Origin of the sequence: Vibrio sp. J2-4, from assembly GCF_021728155.1 — a bacterium.
Lineage (GTDB): Bacteria > Pseudomonadota > Gammaproteobacteria > Enterobacterales > Vibrionaceae > Vibrio > Vibrio diabolicus.
The window spans coordinates 116,492-137,698 of sequence record NZ_JAKKCN010000006.1; the positions used below are offsets into that span (position 1 = coordinate 116,492).

Consider the following 21,207-nt stretch of genomic DNA (forward strand, 5'->3'; position numbering starts at 1 on the left):
ATTGATTGCAACCGGTAGTTTGGCGTTTAGCTGAGCGTTTTCATCTATCTTCTTTTTTAAAACGACTACACTTATACGGAATAAGATATCAATTTCATATAATTAATCGATATTGCGGTGTTAGGACATGTGTCACATTTCTGTGACTACTAGTAAGTTTTACTTACTTTGCTCATTAGTGCGCCATTTATCGATTGTTTAATGAGTTGATACTTAGTCTAATCGTCTAAAGGTGTGCAGTATGCCGCACTAAATCATTTAAAAACTATCTAAAAAGGTTAATGGGAAACGTAGGCCATTAGCGGAGGTCAGATGAGTACGCAAACCGTGCCGCAGAACGCGATTGTAAATGCTGTCAAAGGTGAAGTCTTGGTTTTAGGTCTGGATGGAAAAGTCAGGTCTATAAAAGCGGGGGATGAGTTAATATCTGGCGAAGTGATCATTACTGAAAATAACGCTTCTCTTGATGTACAGATACATAATGAGCTGTATCTGGTTGATGCTAATTGTGTCGCGTGCCTTCCAGAACCTTCTTTTGAACAACCAGAAACCTTACTGCAATCTCCAGTTAATGGCCAAGTTACTTTCGATCCAACAGCTATCGAAGGTGCTAACTTTGACGCTAATGATGTCGCGGCTATCCAACAGGCCATTTTAGATGGTGCTGACCCGACTGCTATTTTGGAAGCAACGGCTGCTGGTGCTGGCGCTGAAGGCTCAGCCAATGCTGGCTATGTGACCGTTGAATATAATAATCCGGAAGTACTTGCCTCCACCTTTTTTGAGACGTCAGCGACTCGTAGCGGTGTAGAAGAACGCGATGAAGCTGATGATTTAGATGTCACTATCTTTGCCGATGGCGGACAATCATTGCAATCTAGCGTAACAGAAGGCTCAATTTCTCTATCAAGCTACCCGCAAACCATTTCTTCTAGTGTGCTGATTGAAGCAGGGGATCTCGCACTTGATACCGCTTCATTTGTACCTGAAACGTCCTCATTAGAGTCTCTGTTAACCGAGCTAAATAGTGATATTACCTCTGCTGATCAGTCAGTGGCGTTCGTTTATGACGAAGCGCAAAATGCCATTATCGGCACTCAAGAAGGTAACGAAGTGCTTCGTATAGAGATCGAAGCGACATCTTTAGGCCGTAATTTAGAGTTAGAGGTCGTTACCACGATTAGCCAGGGCATTGACCATGTCGCGTCTGTTGCTGATGGTCAAGTTTCCATCTCCGGTGATCAAATCAATATTGCTTTTGACATTACAGGCGCAGATATTGGTGGTAACAGTATTCAAGCACCTATCGATTTCACGACAACCGTTATTGATGGCGATGATCCGGCGCCGCAAAACGTTACTTTCGAAAACGTTGAATCTTCTTCTACTCCGATTACTGGCACCTTTGTTGATATTGGTAGTGATCAATTGGCAACGGTCACATTTAATCAAGAAGGACTTAGTCAATTTGATGGCCTATTGAGTGATAATCAGGCAACAGAGGCGGTACTCTCTGAAGACGGCAGCACTATCACCTTGTCCATTGCTGGCTCGAATGAAACCGTCTTAACCATCAGTCTGAATACTGATGGTACCTACCAATTTGAGCAATTTAAGCCGTTAGAACAAACAAACGGTGAAGATACGATTGAGCTCTCTTTGCCAACCACAATCGTCGATTTCGACCAAGATACGGCAAGTAACACCTTTACGATGAGCATCCTTGATGGCGATAATCCGGTGATTGCAAACGTGACGGGATTGTCTTTAGACGAGGCGGGGGTTGACCAGGGTTCACAGGAAGGCGCGGTAGTAACAAGTGGCTCTGGGTCGATCACGACAGCGGTCGGTAGTGACATCATTGATCACTATGAGTTGGAACCTACAGAGTTTAATGTTGGTGGTGAACTCCAATCTCAAGGGCAGGTTGTCCAACTTGAACTAGCGTCCGAGAGTAACGGCGTGCGTACTTACGAGGGCTTCATCGAGCTGGATGGCGTGCGTATCACAGTATTTGATGTGGCGATTGATGCCCCTGCATTGGGCGAATACCAATTCAACTTGTATGAGCAACTCGACCATACGGGTGCTAACGATGACTCGCTCACTTTCTCACTGCCAGTTTACGCGGTAGATGCGGATGGCGACCGCTCCTCGATTACTGAAGGTTCGAACACACCAGAAGCGGCGCAAATTGTCATTCAAGTTCAAGATGACGTTCCTACGATTGATGGCGTTGATGCGCTAGCCGTCGATGAAGACGATTTATCAAGCATCGGCTCTGATCAAAGCGACTCTGTGCTCGCGCAAGGTAGTTTCACGACGACTCAGGGCTCAGACCGAGTTGTAAGTTATCAATTAGAGAGCGTCACTGATCCACTCAATGGGTTGGAATCACAGGGTCGATCTATCTCTCTGACGGAAACAGCCAACTCAGATGGCAGCTTTACCTATTCTGCAACGGCAGAAGGGGACGCTATCTTCACCTTACAAGTGAACCCTGATGGTTCTTATTCATTTACTCTTGAAGGCCCAATCGATCATGCTGTGGGTAGCGATAGCTTAACTCTAGACTTCACTATTGTCGCAACGGACTTTGACGGTGACACCAGTTCACTTGTTCTACCGGTAACCATTGCTGATGATGTGCCAACCATTAACGACGTTGTTGCTCTTACCGTCGATGAAGATGACTTAAGTTCGGTAGGCTCTGACCAATCACAGCCAACGTTGGTTGAAGGTCAGTTCACGACGACTCAGGGCTCTGATGGCGTCGTACAGTATCAGTTGGATGTAAACGCTGATCCTTTAAATGGCCTGCAATCTCAAGGGCAAACCGTCTCCATTGCCGAAACGCAAAATGCAGACGGCAGTTACACCTACAGCGCAACGGCAAATGGCAGTACAGTTTTCACATTAATTTTGAATACTGATGGCTCGTACAGTTTTGAGCTGCAAGGTCCAATCGACCATGCGGCAAATAGCGACAGCTTAACCCTTGATTTTAGCGTTATTGCTACCGATTTCGATGGTGACACAAGCCAAATCGTACTGCCTGTTACCATCGTGGATGATAAACCGACCATTACCGATGTCGGTGCGATTACCGTTGATGAAGATGACTTAGGCACGATTGGTTCGGATCAAACTGACCCGATTTCAATCGATGGCAACTTCACCACCACACAAGGTTCTGACCGAGTAGTGAGCTATCAGCTTGACGCGTCTGCAACACCAGTGGCTGGACTCACATCGCAAGGCGTGGTAGTCACGCTAACTGAAACCGCAAACGGCGATGGCAGCTTTACTTACGAGGCGACAGCGGGGACTGAAGCGGTCTTTACGCTGACAGTGAATACCGATGGCTCTTATAACTTCACGCTTGAAGGGCCAATCGACCACGCGGTAGATAGCGATGAGTTAACGCTGAACTTCCCAATCATCGCAACAGACTTTGATGGCGATACCACAAACGCCACGATCCCAGTGACGATCGTGGACGATAAGCCAGTTATTACTGACGTGGATGCCATTACGGTTGATGAAGATGATCTAGCGTCAATTGGCTCAGACCAAAGCAATCCAATTTCTATTGATGGCAACTTTACTACCACACAAGGCTCTGACCGAGTGGTGAGTTACCAACTTGATGCTTCTGCAACACCGGTTGACGGTTTAACGTCGCAAGGCGTGGCTGTCACACTGACAGAAATCGCAAATGGTGATGGTAGTTTCACTTATGAAGCGACTGCGGGTGGCAACCCAGTATTTACTCTGACAGTAGATACTGATGGCACATATAACTTCACGTTAGAAGGACCAATTGATCACGCGGTTGATAGTGACGAGCAGACACTAAACTTCCCAATTATCGCCACCGACTTTGATGGCGACACAGTAACTGAAATCATTCCAGTCACGATTGTTGATGATGTACCGACTATTACAGCGGTTGATGCGTTAAGTGTCGATGAAGATGACCTTAGCGGTGTGGGCTCAGACCCAGGCGGCGATCTGTTTGTTGAAGGCGCGTTTACCACCACTCAAGGCTCTGACCGAGTGGTGAGCTATCAATTGGATTCAACAGCCGATCCTGTTGCGGGCCTGACGTCTCAAGGTGAGGCGATTACCTTAGTTGAAACCGCGAATGGTGACGGCAGCTTTACCTACGTCGCGACCGCAGACGGCAATCCTGTTTTTACCCTAAACGTCGCAACTGATGGTACGTATGACTTTACGCTTCAAGGACCAATCGACCATGCGGCCAACAGCGACAGCCTAACCATTGATTTCCCGATTATTGCCACCGATTTTGATGGTGATACGGCTACGGCAACTATTCCAGTCACGATCACGGATGATGCACCAATCATCGATAATGTCGTGCCGCTGGCTGTGGATGAAGATGATTTATCAGGTATTGGCTCAGACCAAAGTGACGCTGTGTTTGTTGAAGGCGTGTTTACTACTACCCAAGGCTCAGACCGTGTGGTGAGCTACCAACTTGATTCAACTTCTGATCCTGTTGCAGGCTTAACTTCTCAAGGCGAGCCAGTTACTCTGGCAGAGACTTCGAATGCCGATGGCAGCTTTACTTACGTTGCTACCGCGGATGGTAACCCTGTCTTCACCATGAATGTGAATGCAGACGGTACATACAACTTCCGTCTGGAAGGGCCGGTCGACCATGCGTTAAACAGCGATGAGTTAGTACTGAACTTCCCAATCATTGCGACGGATTTTGATGGTGATACGACTACTGCGACCATTCCAGTCACCATTACTGATGACGTTCCAAGCATCGACAACGTTGTTCCACTGACAGTAGACGAAGATGATCTCGCCACAATTGGCTCAGACCAAAACGATGATGCGTTTATGTCTGGTTCGTTTAGTACGACAGAAGGCTCGGACAGCGTTGTTAAATACCAGCTTGATGCAACCGCGGATCCTCTAGCAGGGTTAACTTCTCAAGGTGAACCTGTTGTGCTTGCTGAGACGGCAAACGGTGATGGTAGTTTTACTTACACTGCCACAGCAGATGGCAATGCCGTATTTGAATTAGTGCTGAAGCCAGATGGCAGCTACACCTTTACTCTGCAAGGTCCACTAGACCATGCGATGAACAGCGACAGCCTACAAATCGATTTCCCGATTATCGCAACAGACTTTGATGGCGACACTTCAACTAAAATACTGCCTGTCACTATTGTTGATGATCAGCCAAGCATCACTAATGTTGATGCGATCAGCGTGGATGAAGATGACTTGGCTACGATTGGCTCTGATCAAAACGAGTCCGTGTCGATTGATGGTCACTTTGTCACGACGGGTTCTGATCATGTTGTGAGTTATCAGTTAGACGCGTCCTCTAACCCTATTAATGGCTTAACCTCACACGGGGTAGTGGTGACAATGACGGAAAGCGCGAATGCGGATGGCAGTTTCACCTATACCGCTACCGCAGGATCAGAAGCCGTATTTACCTTGACGGTGAACAGCGACGGCAGTTACAACTTCACGCTTGAAGGTCCAATTGACCATGCAACAGGTAGTGATGAGCTCACGCTGAACTTCCCAATCATCGCGACAGATTTTGATGGTGATGCCACCACAGAAACGATCCCAGTCACCATCGTGGATGATAAGCCGACCATTACCGATGTTGATGCGATTACCGTTGATGAAGATGATTTAGGCGTGATTGGCTCAGACCAAACTGACCCGATTTCAATCGATGGCAACTTCACCACCACGCAAGGCTCTGACCGAGTGGTGAGCTATCAGCTTGATGCTTCTGCAACACCAGTTGATGGCCTTACATCACAAGGCGTGGCGGTCACGCTGACTGAAACCGCAAACGCTGATGGCAGCTTTACCTACCAAGCAACAGCAGGCACTGAGTCGGTCTTTACACTGACAGTGAATAATGATGGCTCTTACAACTTCACGCTTGAAGGGCCAATCGACCATGCTGTTGATAGCGACGAGTTAACGCTGAACTTCCCAATTATCGCAACAGATTTTGATGGCGACACGTCTGCTGAGACAATTCCTGTCAAGATCGTTGATGACAAGCCGACACTTGGTGGCATTGAAGCAACCAGTGTACAAACGGTTGATGAGGACGATATCCCAACAGTTGGATCTGATGGTACGCAGTCGAACAGCATTGCCGGTAACTTCATCGCGACTGATGGCTCTGATGGCATTGTAGAGTATGGTGTTTCTGACCTAACGATGCCAGTACAAGGCCTGACCTCTGGTGGTCAATCTCTGGTTATGGTTGAAGTATCAAACGCAGGTGGCGTTTCAGTTTACGAAGCTCGTATTGATGGCACGACGACACCAGTATTCCGTGTGACCCTTGATGCTTCTGATGATAGCTACACGTTCGATTTGCTTGCTCCTCTCGATCATCCAAATGCTGATGGCCAAAATGAACTGGTCATCAATTTGCCGATAAACGCGACTGACTTTGATGGAGACGTGTCGAACAACATCACCTTACCAATTACGGTTGTGGATGATGTTCCGACCATTGATGGTTTACTAGCAGGCAGCGAAAAAACCGTTGATGAAGATGACCTACCAGCAGGTACTGATGCTGCAAGTGCAGAAGATACTGTTATTTCAGGTACCTTTGATATCACCGAAGGTGCTGACCAAGTTGCTTCTATTCAGCTGAGTGACCTGACCACGCCTGTTGCTTCTCTGACTTCAGATGGTGATGCTATCACCTTAGTTCTGTCTTCTAGCGCAAATGGCGTGAACGTATACCAAGGTGTTGCTGGCAATCCTGCTGAAGTGGTTTTCGAACTGACGTTGGATGCAACGAACAACACCTACGAGTTCGATTTACAGAAGCCGCTTGATCATCCAGATGGTAATCAGCAAAACGAGATTGTTATTATCCTCCCTGTGACGGCGACAGATAATGATGGTGATACTTCACCAGCCTTCACATTGCCAATTACCGTTGTGGACGATGTTCCAGTTGTTACCAATATCGAAAGTCTACGTGTCGACGAAGATGACTTACCTCTTGGTTCTGATGGCACTAAAGAGCCATTAACGGTATCGGGTGAATTTGAAGTAACCAGCGCAGATGGTATTGATGCTTTCGAATTGGATCTGAGCTCAAATCCTATCCCGAATCTGAAATCGGGTGGGGAAGACGTCACGCTTTCTCAAGACGTTAGTGCTTCAACTGCTGACGCGCTTGTTTACGTGGGACAAACTCCGAGCGGAGTGACTGTTTTTACGCTGACACTTCATCAAGATGGTAAATACGACTTTGAGTTATCTGGTCAGTTAGATCACGCGGTTAACTCTGATGAGATTTTGTTGAATCTACCTGTGAAGATTACAGATGGCGACAACGATACCATCACTGCGACCTTGCCAGTGACCATCGTAGATGACAAGCCAACCATTGATGCTATTAGCTCTGATAGTACCTTGTCTGTGGATGAGGATGATATTCCAAGCCAAGGTTCGGACGACACGCCAGAATCCAATATCATTGGTGGCAATTTTGAGGTTACCGATGGTGCTGATTCTATCGTTAGCTTCCAATTGGATAGTTTAACATCACCAGTATCTGGACTTACCTCAGGTGGTCAGCCGCTTGAATTGGTTGAGTTTTCAAATTCAAACGGTGTGATTGAGTACCGAGCTTATGTACAAGGTACGACGGATACCGTCTTTAAACTGACGCTAAATGGTTCAGCAGACAGCTATGAATTTGAACTGTTGGGTGCACTTGATCATCCTGCAGGTAACGATGAAAACTCGTTAGTCATCAACTTCCCAGTCAACGCGACCGATTTTGACGGTGATGTATCAAGCAACATCACTTTGCCAATCACGGTTGTGGACGATGTTCCAGCGATTGTGAAATTGACAGACTCTAGCCAGCAAACGGTAGATGAAGATGATCTTGCTGGTGGCTCAGACACGACAAGTGGCGATTCAACGGTATTGACTGGTGGATTTGATGTCGTTGATGGTGCGGATGAGATTGTCAGCTACCAAGTTTCTGACCTCAATGCGGTTGTGTCTGGCTTAACTTCAAACGGCAGCAGCATAGAGTTGAATGTGGTGAGCTCGGTTGGTGGTGTAACCAGTTACGAAGCGGTGATTACTGGTACATCAACTAAGATCTTCACGTTGTCTCTTGATGCGAATAACGACAGCTACCAATTTGAGCTGTTGGGACCAATCGACCATGACGCTGTTCAAGGTGAAAACAACCTTGTCATTGATATTCCAATTACAGTAACAGACTTTGATGGTGACACGTCATCATCACTGAATCTTCCAATTACCGTGGTTGATGACATTCCCGAAATTAAATCAGCAGATGCTTTGGCTGTTGATGAGGATGACCTTGCCAACGGCTCTCAGGCAACCAACAAAGACAGCCTAGAAGCAACGGGCAATTTCGATACGGTGGAAGGGGCAGATACCGTTGTCTCTTATCAGTTGGATCTTACTTCTAACCCGATACCAGGAGTCACTTCAGGTGGTTTTGCGGTGACGTTAGTTCAAACCGCGGTAAGCAACAACAACTTTACATATCAAGGTCAAACACCTGATGGTAACTCAGTGTTCACGCTAGTTTTGAACGCTGACGGCTCTTACAAGTTTACGCTTGAGGGTGCGCTAGACCACTCAACCCAAGGCGAAGATACACTCATACTTAATCTCCCAGTCTTCGCGACCGATGTCGATGGCGATACGGCCGGTATTAACTTACCAGTGACGATTACCGATGATGTTCCAACCTTGTACGATGCATCTATTTCGCGTGTTGAGGGGCAAGGCAGCCGCACGGTTCATTTATTCCAAGACCCTGTAGAAGGTGATGACGATCTTGGTGCTGACGGCGCACAAATAACTTCATTTTCGGCTGATGATTCAGGCATTTACTTTAAGCAAAACGGTGTTGATTCCGATTCTGTCGATTTGAACGGCAGCGACCAAGTCGTATTTGTTCACAAGGTTCTTGACGGAGTGGATACTGAAATTGGTCGTTTGGTTGTTCGAACTGATGGCAGTGTGTCATTCCGTCCGAATGACGATCTTGACCATACCGAAACCGACTCGATTGATTTCACCATCAACGTTGTTGCAACCGATGGTGATGGCGATATCGCAGATGCCGATGTGGATATCTCGATAAGAGACCGTAATGCGCAAATTGACACGTCTACCGTTACTGCGTTCGAGGACCAAGGGCGTGATGGTATCGTTGTGGGCGTTGACTCTGCAAATACTCAGGACAACTTGTCGACGCTGGATGTTAACCCGGCGAAAGTCGATTTGGTTATCAATTTACATGATATCGACCGTAACGAGAGCTTAGGTGACATCACTATTCGAGATGCTGATACTCACAACGGTACGTTCTACTACCGAGACGGTAGTGGCAACTACATTGAATTAACATCTGTGGGCAATACGGTTGTTCTCGACACATCAAATGTCGAGCAGTCATTCAATGGTGAGCTTGTCTCGTTAGATAACTTGTACTTCGTACCAGATCGTCATACATCAACCGATGCTTCTGGTATCGATCCTCGTATCCGTGTGGAAATTCTTAACAATGGTACGCCAGATCATACGATTAATGGTCGTTTAGACATTGAAGTTGCTGCCGTTGCAGATATTGCGACTTGGACGACGAGCAGCGAGTTTAACTATTCTGTCGATGAAGACGGAAACAACGTCGCACTTAATATCACGGCGGAAACTCAGGATACTAGTAATCCTGAAGATATAGTGTACGAGCTCGTCTTTACACAAGGGGAAGGTAACGCAGAGTTAGTATATTCGGATGGTAGTGCGATTCCACAAACTGGTGGTGTTTATCTCGTAGATGCCAGCCGAATTGGTGACGTTCAAATTGACCCAATCGATAATTTCTCGGGCGAAATCAAGATTGATGTAACCGCGATTACAACAGAAAACAATAATCCGTTATCAGGGAAGGAAACGGCACGTTCAGAGACAGAAACTATCATCATTGATGTTAACCCAATCGCGGACCCAGGTAGTTTTACGGTCAACCGAATCAATGTCTTTGAGGATAACGCTCGAACTCAAGATACCGTCAATCCTGTTACGGATCATGATCCACTTCAGTTAAGTGAAGTGATTACCATGAAGCCGTCTGCGGATTTAGATGGTTCTGAAGCACTGTTTGTGCGTATTTCTGACTTCTCAATTGATGGCGTTACGTTAGTGTGGCTTGATTCAGCAAACCCAAGCCAAATCGTGGAAGTGACCGATTCAAGCGGCAATGTACTCTATTACGAAGTGCCAGAATCTGAGTTAGCCAACGTCGAAGTGCTTCCTCCGTTGCACAGCAATGATGACTTTACTTTCAACGTTGAAGGTATCGTAAAAGATACGGCATCGTTATCTAGTGGGGTTGCCGAAGATATGTTGTCACTAGGCAGCAAAACAGTGATCGTCGGTGTGAAAGGCGTAGCTGACATACCATTTATTGAGCTTAATGATAAATCAGGGATCTGGCATGAGTTTAATGACGGCAATGTAAGAGGTATTGAGACTAATATCGATGAGAATGGTCAAGTAGAGTTGGGCTTTAGTGTCATCTCTGGCGAGTTACCAGATAACCCGAATGATCACTCAGAGTCGGTTACGGTTCTGCTGTCCAATATTCCGGCAGGTGTCGAGGTATTTGATAGCGATGGTGCATCCGTCGATCTGACCTTTGTAGGCTATGACGCGCAAAATCAGCCAATCTATGAAGCCAATATCACCACGGCGAATATTAATTCTGGAATTGTTATTAAACCGGAAGCGTCATCGACGGAGAACATTCATATTACAGCGACGACGATCGTCACAGAGAATGATGGTCACAGTCGAACCTCATCGGGTGAGATCCGAATTATTGTCGCTCCTGTCATTGATGCGCAAGATAACTACACGGTTCAATCAGAAGGTGATGAAGATACACGCTTTAATATTGATTGGAAGCCAACGTTGGCTCAAAGCCCTGATACAGACGAGTTCTTTAGTGATGTGACGATTTCTGGATTTCCTCCAGGCAGCACGGTTTATGTCGATGGCGTAGCACAAACATTGGTTTCTGGAACATTAACACTTTCGCCACTAGCGAACGAGTCGGAGCAAGACTTTTCTGCTCGAATCTCTCAAAGCGGGTATGTCCAGGTGCAATTAGAGCAAGACTCTAGTACTGACTTTGATTTGAATACTACGGTGACGGTGAAAGAGATTGACCACGAATATGTCGATGCTTCTAATCCAGGGCAGGGAATTGCAGAAAAAACCATCAATGGCATGGTGCATGTCCAAGTCAATCCAATCGTTGAGCCAGAAAATACAACAGGATCGCTAGACGCCCAGACACGTTTGCTTGTTACTGAAAGCACTGGTGTTGTCACTGACATCGTGAAGTCAGACGGTCAAGGGAACATTGATTTTACGATCAATACTTCAACGGGTGGGGAGTCTGGTGCGAATATCATCAAATACCAAGAGTTTGACGCCTCCTCAGATGAAGTGGTGACTCAACTTGTTGTTCAGTTCCACAATGTCGACCCTGAGATTCTCGATCAATTGGTCATTGTTGGTGCATTGAACGAAGGCGGCGGTCGATGGACAGTCATTGACGAAGAAAACTTCTCGATTAAAGCGCCTTCGGGTCTTGATTTAACGCCAAACGACGACAGCGATGATGGTGACAACGGCGGTCTATCTCAAATTGGGTTAACCATCTATGCCGAGGTCAACGATTTAGGTGAAGATGCCGTTGAAAAAGACGCAACAGTAGTAAGAGAAACTGACGTGACACTTGAGTTTCCGACGGTTCTCACGCCGCAAACAAGTGTTGCAGCTGAAATTCAGGTGGCTGATGACGTCCAAATTGAAGCATCGGAAGATAATGCGATCGACCTTGGCACTCAATTGACGTCGAAAGTCGATGCGATTAATGCGGATGGTGTGGAAGATGTTTTGACTGTTGTTATTGATCCATCTGCACCCGGTATTCCTCCAGGCTTGGTGATAACAGGCACTGATATCGATTTTGTCAATGGTAAATACGTTTTCCAAGCAGATATTGATGCTAGTGGCAATATCACAGGTTTGGACGGTTTAACGATGCACTTGGCAGAAGATTACGCTGGTGATTTCGAATTGCCTGTGAGGTTTGTCACCAAAGACACAGAGTCTGGCGACGAAAAAGAAAACAACGTGCGAATTCCAGTTCAGGTTTTACCGATTGCAGATGTTCCGAGTTCGGCGGGTGATCAGCCACTAGATGGTGATGTTACACCAAATGTGACAGTGGATATCACAGGTACTCTCGGTTTAGACGCGAACAAACAACCCGTTGATGACCTAAATAACGATGTACCAACGGCGGATAGTGTGGGTTATGAAGATGGTTTAATCCAGCTTAATCTGAATGTCGATTTTGCCGACCGTTATAACAATATCCAAGGTGGTCAGGAAACGCTAACGAATATTAAGTTAGCACTCGATGACACAACACTGGGGGAGTTTGTTGACGCAAATGGCAATAGCTTAGGGACAAGTATTGAGTTTAATGAAGCTGAGATTTTAGCGGGTGCGCTTGATAATGTTCTGTTTAAGCCGAAAGAAAATTATCCCGTAGGTGGGGGACAAAACACCGTCAAGATTAATATCGAAGGAGAGATCACGGACGAGGCTGTATTTGATCAGTCTATCCTAAATAACCCTGGCGATAATATCGATATAAGAACTTTTACTGATGACGTGACATTCGAAGTTACGCCAGTGGTGGACGATATTACGATTACAGGTGCCGATCCTACGAAGCCAATTACCGTGGTTGGTGACGAAGATACTTTAATTTCGTTGAATCAATCAGGCTCTGGGGTTTCGATCAGCTTAAACGATAATGATGGCTCTGAAAGTTTCGTTTCACTCAAGTTAACAGGGATCCCTGATGATTTTGTCGTGCAATCCAATTCCTCTGATTATGTTGTTAAGAACAACGGCGGAGGAGAATGGAGTATTCAGCTAAAAGACCTTACTCAGACATCCGTTGATTTGAGTGACATCCAAATCAAACCGCCGAAAAACTTCAGTGGCGAGGCAGAGATTGGCATTACCGTGTTCATCCAAGAAGAATTGTTACAAGTACCAACTGAGCGAACTAATAACTTTACGCTGGTTGTGAATCCTATTGGCGATGATGTTGATGTGAATCCTGATACTTCAGCTGCGGGGAATGAGGGAGAAGATATTGTTATCAACGTCAATGCGTTGGTGGTTGATAACAAAGAGTCCATCGGAGATGGCGCAACCTACCAGGAAAATGATCCAGAGACGCTGAGAGTTGAGATTTCAAATGTCCCTGATGGGGCGAGTGTTTCATTACCTGATGGAACGGTGTTTACTGACCAAGGAAATGGCGTCTTCGTATTAGAAATCGATGCTCAAGATTTGGATCAAGTGGTCTTTAATTCTGGTGATCGAAACGATAACTCATGGGGAGGGTCACTGCATTTCAAAGTGCAAGCCGTTGATACCGGGCTCGATGGTCGCCAAAATTTAGGTTCAGCCGAGGAGTTTGACGTAGCTGTTGATGTTGAAGCGGTGAATGATCGACCGGACTTCGTGAATGTCATTGACGTTGAAACACCAGAAGACAACGCTATCCTGCTGGATACATTTGGTATTTCGGATATGGATGCGGTACTTGATGATCCTACCGCAGAGTATGTCTTGAATATTGCTGTCGATAGCGGTTACTTGGCGCTCAATCCATCGATTATTGCCAATTACGGATTGACGGTTTCAGGAGACGGCACGGGTTCAATTGAACTGAAAGGAACCGTATCTGACCTTAACGCCGCTATCGCTGATGGTTTAGTGGAGTTTAACCCAGCGCTTAACTTCTTTGGTAACGTCAATGTCGACATCTCTGTCGATGACCAAGGCAACGAAGGTATCGTGATTAGCGGTGTCGATGAAACACTCAATTCAAATAGTAGCCAATTTGTAATTGAAGTCACAGAGGTGAATGATGCGCCAACAACATCGGAAGTGACGTTGACAAGTATTGATGAAGACAGCGGCGCTGTTATTGTTACCGCAGCAGACTTGCTGGTTAATGCGGTTGATATTGAGTCGGACAATTTAACCGTTAGCAATGTTACGCTTGTCGACTCTGCAGCAGGGACGCTTACTCAACTGAGCTCAACGGAGTGGAGCTTTGAACCTGCTCCTGATTTTTACGGGGATGTAAGCTTTAATTACGATATTACGGATGATGGCATGACCAATGGCGTCTCGGATCCGAAGACTGTCAGTGGCTCAGCCGTGATGACAGTGCAGGCGATTAACGATGCTCCGGAGATTGATGGCTCAATGGCCACAAATACGATTATGGAGTCATCGGATCAAAAAATCTCAGGTATCGAAATTACCGATGTTGATTTTGCAGGTATTCATGAGAATGAAATCATGACGGTGTCACTCAGCATCGATGAGGGTGATATAAGTGTCCTTGTCCCGGCTGGGAGTGGCATTACTCAAGGCGTTGGTTTAGCAGGTGAAACTGTACTGATGGGGACCTTGTCTCAGCTTAATAGTCTTTTCGCTTCGACGGATCCGGATGCCGGTGTATTTATTGATTCCAGTGACGTGAACAGCAATTCTATTGCGCTTACCGTTACCGCTGATGACAACGGTATCTTCTATGACAACTTAACGGGTACCTCACTACAAACATCAGAAACGTTTGATATTAATGTAACGCCGGTCGCTGACGTACCAAACCTAGCCATTGATCAGAACTTTAGTTACATTCAAAGAATTAGTGCGAGTCAAAGTGCAAGCCGTCAAGGCATCGCGCTGATGGGTATTATGGCGGCGTTGACAGATGTCGATGAAGTACTGGCCTTAGAGCTCACTGGCGTGCCAAGAGGAGCCACTATCACGAGTGAAGCTACAACATCGAATATCAGCTTTGATGGTACAACATGGACTGTTCCAGAAGATGAAATTGATACGCTACACATCAATAATGCGATCCCGGGAGATTACGATATTACATTGACTGCGGTTTCTACTGCATCAAATGGTGATCAAGCGTATTCAACGCCATTAGATATTAATCTAAACGTTACGCTAAATAATCAAGATATTGATCAGTCCGCTGAAAGTGAAGACAGCTATCTTATTGGTAGTGATGCAGGCATTACTTTAGCAGCAGGTACGGGAGATGATTATATCCTAGGAGGAGATGGAGACGACGTGCTTATCGGTGGACTAGGCTCTGATATTCTGACTGGTGGTGCGGGTAGCGATATCTTTAAATGGACAGAAGACACGGTGGATAATGGTGCGATTGACACCATCACTGACTTTAGCGTTAATGAGGACACCATTGACCTCAAAGACGTGATCGCTGATTTGAATGATCCAACGGCAGGTATTGATGATTTACTTGCGCACATTCAAGCCGATTACGACGCATCAACAGAAAATGTTTCTCTGAACATTACGACGGATGCAAATGTCCAGCAAACCATAGTTGTGGAAAACTTAGGTACATCGATAGACTTCAACGGTCTTAGCTCCAATGAGATTGTAGAGTCATTGCTGAATCACGGTGTTATTGATAACGGATAAATTTGGATTCAACATAAAACGGGCGGCTTTAACAAGGCGTCCGTTTTTATTGGGAGTTATTGGTTTTTATCGAGACTTATTGAATCGAAATAGCACAACATTAGGTAGCAAAAGAGGGCTTGTTACGGATTTGTAGTGACAGGTCGGAACTAAGAAGTTTTAGACGTGAATATCGAGTAAGCTGCCAATGACTTCATTGTTTTTCTCAATGACGGACGCACCCACTCGGTTGTAACCTGCAGCTTGCGTAAGGTTGATGAGTGATTCAACTTTTTGAGAGGGGAGGCTAGGAGTTGAAGCGGTTATTGCGACATCTGCCACTTTAGCCAAATCGATGTTGTGAGAAGCGATCTCTTCTTTCACTTTACCTAAATTATCATTAATGCCATGCGCGGCTTTTTCAGCCATCTGCTGTGACATCTGAACAATTTGTTGCCCAGATTGAATTCCTGATACAGGCATATCACCACTCCCAATACTATGCTAATGAGAGCATAGGTGGAGTTTATAAAACGTTCAAGTGTTTTATATCAATGATTTGATTAAGCAAACAGTTTAGAAAGCATTTCTCGCTCTTCAACTGAAAGTACTGGGTTTTGCGTTTTGTTTAACTTTACGCTTATCTCACCCTGTAATGATTTCAACTGACTCGCCGTTAAATCGCTGAGCTTTTGTTTAAGTTCATTAAATTGTTGCGCGTTCATCTCAATACCCTCGTTGTAATTCGGTTTATCCTTCATTTCCCGAAATTCTTCGTCCTTTGGATACAACATATTTATTCAACCTAGATAGATTAGAATTTGATCGATTGCTTTTTGTCCGAATATTGTCAAGGTGCGTTAAGTGATACGTCAGATTTTTCCTATGAAGGTACATAATTACCCACTTTGGGGTAGATAGAAAAGTAGAAAGAAAAAAGGAAGCGACAATCCGCTTCCCTTTTATATGCGTGTGTTACTAGTTAACCCTCACTGCAAACTTACTGGCGAGTGAATGTAGCTCTGGGAGCATGCGGTAGATAAGGTGAAGTTGCTGCAATACCATGCGAGCGGAACTATCATCTTCATCTCGCCACTCATTTAAGCGTTGCTCAAGTCCCGCGTCGTCAATATTAGATAAATCGCACTCTTCGCAATGCTGGTGAAGCTGTTTATGGAGGACGTCTAAATGCTGATGAATACAGCGGTGTGCATCTAAAACGAGCTTATGAATAGACTCATCTTCAATGCGAGTTCGGTGCGCGCCAAGAGCAGAAATATAGTTCAGCATTGCGTGATTTAACGTTAAGAAGCGGAAGCTCTCATCAACGGCAGCACGATATTTACCAGGTTCCGCAAGCATTGTACTGATGGCAGAAGAAAGTGAGGCATCACTGTTATGGGCCTGACGACGAGCAATGCGATAGCTCAAGTTGTCCTTTTTACCAATTCGATACTGACCAATGATCTGATCGAGATACTGTTTGTTAGCATCTATCGCATCCGACATGACTTTGTGCAGCCTTCTCGATTGCCAATCTGGCAAAATAACCAGTACGGCTCCTACAGCAAGTACACACCCTATGAGGGTATCAGCTAGTCGAGGAAGCACAACCGCGTAACCTTCACCTAACTGGTTGAATAAGAAGAGGACCAGTAGTGTGATAAAACCGGTTGCGTATCCGTAATTGTTCATCCGAAAGGCGAAAAACATCACGCCAGAAATAACGATGAATACTAACTGGCTTTCTTGAGAAGGGAAGAAAGTCAGTAATGGTACGCCAATTAACAAACCAGCTAATGTGCCTATGACTCGCGCTGTCAGTTTTTGACGTGTTGCGCTGTAGTTCGGCTGACACACGAAGAGAGTGGTTAAGAGTATCCAGTAACCTCGGTCGATGTTGAATACTTGAATGATTCCATAACCAATCGTCAAGGCAATCGACATACGCAATGCGTGTCGAAACAGCATCGAATCTTTGTGTAAATTCGCGGATATACGCTGCCACATGGCTTTTAATGTGTGCGGGTTAGTATCGGCGAGCGTATCTTCCTCTAGGCCCTCAACATCTGGGTTGTTAATGTTATTCAGTTGCTTTTCTACCGTCGCTAAGTTATTGAATAAATATGTTAACTGCATTAGCAGACGTTTCCAGTGTCCTTGCTTTTGTTCTTCTAAGTAAGCAAGTGAATTTTGCACTTCAGCTAAGGCCAAGATGGACTGATCGGTATGTGAGTATTCATTCCCTAGCTGAATCGCTAATGCAATATCGCGACACGCTTGGGCTTGAGATTCCAAAAGATATTTAAAACGAAACAGCACATCAGAACGTTCAAATTCAGTTGCTAAATCTTGATAGCGGTAATGGCTAGAGCTGACTCGTTCGTGGATGTCTTGAGCGATGAAGTAGATATTTAAGAATCGGTCACTAGGGCCATCAATGTGGCCGCGTTTCGAGCGGTTTAGTAATGTGGCTTTGCAAGCGTTTAGCGCCATCACCGTCGCTGCGTTGCACTTGGCGGCTTCAATCCGAAGTGGCTGTGGCGTTAGGTTGGTGACAGGGTGAAAGAGCTTGGCTTTCGCATCGAGATAATTTGCCATTTGGAAGAACACATTGGCTAAGCTTTGTTGCACAGGCTGAAGAGGCCAAAATATCTGCCAAATCATCGACATGAAGTAATACCAAGCAGCACCAGTTAAAAGCAGTAGTGGCTGAAACCAAATGTTAGTACTTTCATGCGCACCAAGCATGGTGTAAATGGCGATCAGCAAAGAGCCAAAAGCAATGCTCGCGTATTTAGGACCTATCGCTCCAAGAATGATAAAACCAAAGGTTGAGATAAATAACCCTAATGCAAATGCCCAAGGGGTGTCGAACAAGATTTCAATTGAGAAAGCGGCGAGCGCAAAACAGAGAAAGGTCAGAATCAGCGCCTTGATGCGCCCAGTGAAGCTGTCATCACTCTCTGCCAAAGCAGCAGCAATAACGCCCAATATTAGAGGCGTGATCAGCGTGTTTTGCTCGAAGTACCAAGTCGGGATAACCACACCCAGTAAGGTGATTAGGATAAGAACGCTGTAATTTATGGTCTTGTTTGCCCAGTAGAGCCGAAATTTAGAAGTTGCTTGCACAATGCGCCTTATGTTTCCGATGAAGAACGGGGGAATACTACCAAACCCACTATAGCGCGTTTATGATTTACTTTAAGAAAAATTCGTTGTTGCTGATAAAATCAACAGGGATGTCATTGACTTATACTAAAGCAGCCACGCAATGTGTCTATAATTGTAAAGTCAGCTTCAAATAGAATGAGCTTTAGGTTACTAAATCGACAGTAATGTGAATTTTATTAAAGAATAAAAGAAGATGCTTACTTAGGTGCTCGCCATTGCTACAATTTGGCGCCTTAAAATGATATAAATCGACAACTTCTAAATTAAAAGGCGCACGTTTCATGCAGCTCACTGCCACTAGCAAAGCACAGTTTTTTATTCAAAATGAGTACCATCACGTCGAAATAAAAGAGAACAGTGTTTTATTAAGCTCAATAGGCAGTGAAGAACATATTCCTTTTACGATCTGGAATGGCAAAGTTAGCGTAAAGCGTGGGTTGTTATGGAGCTCTTTGCAGTTTTTTGCTCATGAGCACGAAGGCAAACAACAAAGCTGGCTAGTACAAGGGCTACCGTGGCCACAATGCCGTAAGTTTGCTCTTGAAGCTGTTCGTCAGTATCAAGAATGGCACAATACTCAGTGCCGAAAACTGGCTGAGTATCTACCTAAGTGGGAAGAAGAGCTCTACAAACTTAAGCATCTTCCTGCCTATCTATCGCACTCTCAAGTGGTCTCCTGGGTGGAAAGTCTTAACCAAGAGTTAAGCGAAATGAAAACCACTCTAGAAGAAGCCAAAATGCGGATGCCGAATCGCATGGCGGAAATCGAACCTTGGCTTATTGATACGTCTGCGACGCTTGGTGAGCGTAATCGTGATTGGCTTGAGGAAGAACGTCCGAATTGGGAAGTGCTGTTTAATCGCATAGAATCTTCGCCTTTAAACTTATCCCAGCAATATGCGGTGTTGCTTAACGATGATCACAACTTAGTCCTTGCTGGCGCAGGCTCTGGCAAAACCAGTGTTTTAACGGCTCGAGTTGCATACTTGTTGCAAAGCCACCAGGCTCAAGCAGAAGAGTTGCTTATGCTGGCTTTCGGTCGTGATGCCGCGACTGAAATGAAAGAGCGTTTAGTGGATAAAGTAGGCATGGCCGCAGACGGTGTGCGTGTGAATACGTTCCATCAACTAGGCTTATATATACTCAATCAAGTTGAGCAACAGCCTGTTGAGATCAGTCCGTTGGCGTTAGATGACAACCAGCGAACAGCATGGTGTGTAGATTGGCTGAAAAAGCACTGGATGACGCCTACTAACTTTAAACGTTGGCAAAAACATTTAGACAAATGGCCGATTGCCTATTTAAAAGGGGACGATGAGTTAGGAAGTCACTCAGAAAACCCAAAACTGATCGCGTGGCTAGACTCTCAGCTGTCTCACTTAGCTGCGGTAGGGCTAACCAAAAAGCAAGTGCAAGAAAAGTTGGTAAATCACCAAGACTATACTCGTTTAAACAGCGAACTCGCCTTGTGTTGGCCATGTTTTACGGCGTGGCAGAAAATGCTTAAAGAAAGCAATCAAGTGGATTTCCCTACCATGATCAGTCGTGCGACAGATTATGTAAATAAAGGGAAATTTGTCTCCCCATGGCGCTTCATTATGGTCGATGAGTACCAAGATATCTCTCCAGACCGTTTAGCACTGATTGAAGCACTGTGTGAATCCACACAGAAACAAGCGGGTGCGACGTTGTTTGCGGTTGGTGATGACTGGCAGGCCATCTATCAGTTCGCTGGTGCGGACGTCGATCTTATTACTGGGTTTAAAGAGCGCTTTGCTCACTCTACCGTTCATCATCTAGATACGACTTATCGTTTCAACAATCAGATTGGTGATGTGGCAAACACTTTTGTTCAGCAAAACCCATCGCAATTGCCGAAAACACTTAATAGCCACAAGCAACGTAAGCAGAAGAGTGTGCATACCGCACCGAGTAACCAAGTTGAAAAGATCTTGGATCAATTGAATCAACAAGCCAAGCAAACCAAGTCAGTTTTATTGTTAGGACGTAATCATTATCACAAGCCCGACTTGTATGACGATTGGTTGCGACGTTTTCCTAATCTCGATATTCGTTTTATGACTTGCCATGCGAGTAAAGGGCGAGAGGCTGATTTTGTCATTATTCTTTCTGTGGATGAGGGGCAATTCCCTGCGAAGAAGAAGCAAATTCACATTGATGGCGCATTGACCGAGTCCAAAGACAAATTCCCTCACGCAGAAGAGCGCAGGCTGTTTTACGTGGCGATTACGCGTGCGAAAGAGAAGGTTTGGATTACGCACACTGGCGCTGGGTCCGCATTTGTTCAAGAGCTCGTCAATGGTGATTATCCGATCATCACTTCGCGTTGAAGGCAGAGTTCTGAATTTT

The 21,207-nt window shown here is 45.4% G+C and carries 5 protein-coding genes; 2 read left to right on the forward strand and 3 right to left on the reverse strand.

Annotation, left to right across the window (positions count from 1 at the left end):
• The first annotated feature begins 312 nt into the window (after nucleotides 1–312).
• Nucleotides 313–15,684, forward strand: a complete 15,372-nt coding sequence (locus tag L3V32_RS19905) for a retention module-containing protein (RefSeq protein ID WP_237285017.1) — start codon at nucleotides 313–315, stop codon at nucleotides 15,682–15,684.
• Nucleotides 15,685–15,843: 159 nt separating this feature from the next.
• Here L3V32_RS19905 and L3V32_RS19910 read toward each other — a convergent pair whose 3' ends face one another.
• The 3 genes from L3V32_RS19910 to yccS form a co-directional block, all read right to left on the reverse strand.
• Nucleotides 15,844–16,146 (reverse strand): hypothetical protein, encoded by a 303-nt coding sequence (locus tag L3V32_RS19910; RefSeq protein WP_053807815.1) that lies wholly within the window; start codon nucleotides 16,144–16,146, stop codon nucleotides 15,844–15,846.
• 80 nt (nucleotides 16,147–16,226) lie between these two features.
• Nucleotides 16,227–16,457, reverse strand: a complete 231-nt coding sequence (locus L3V32_RS19915; protein ID WP_041853076.1) for a hypothetical protein — start codon at nucleotides 16,455–16,457, stop codon at nucleotides 16,227–16,229.
• A 184-nt stretch (nucleotides 16,458–16,641) separates the two neighbouring features.
• On the reverse strand, nucleotides 16,642–18,795 hold the full coding sequence (gene yccS / locus L3V32_RS19920; RefSeq protein WP_005396670.1) for a YccS family putative transporter: 2,154 nt from the start codon (nucleotides 18,793–18,795) through the stop codon (nucleotides 16,642–16,644).
• 323 nt (nucleotides 18,796–19,118) lie between these two features.
• Here yccS and helD point away from each other — a divergent pair, with 323 nt between their 5' ends.
• Complete coding sequence (gene helD, locus L3V32_RS19925; protein WP_006742784.1) at nucleotides 19,119–21,188, forward strand: DNA helicase IV; 2,070 nt, start codon at nucleotides 19,119–19,121, stop codon at nucleotides 21,186–21,188.
• The last annotated feature ends 19 nt before the right edge of the window (nucleotides 21,189–21,207 follow it).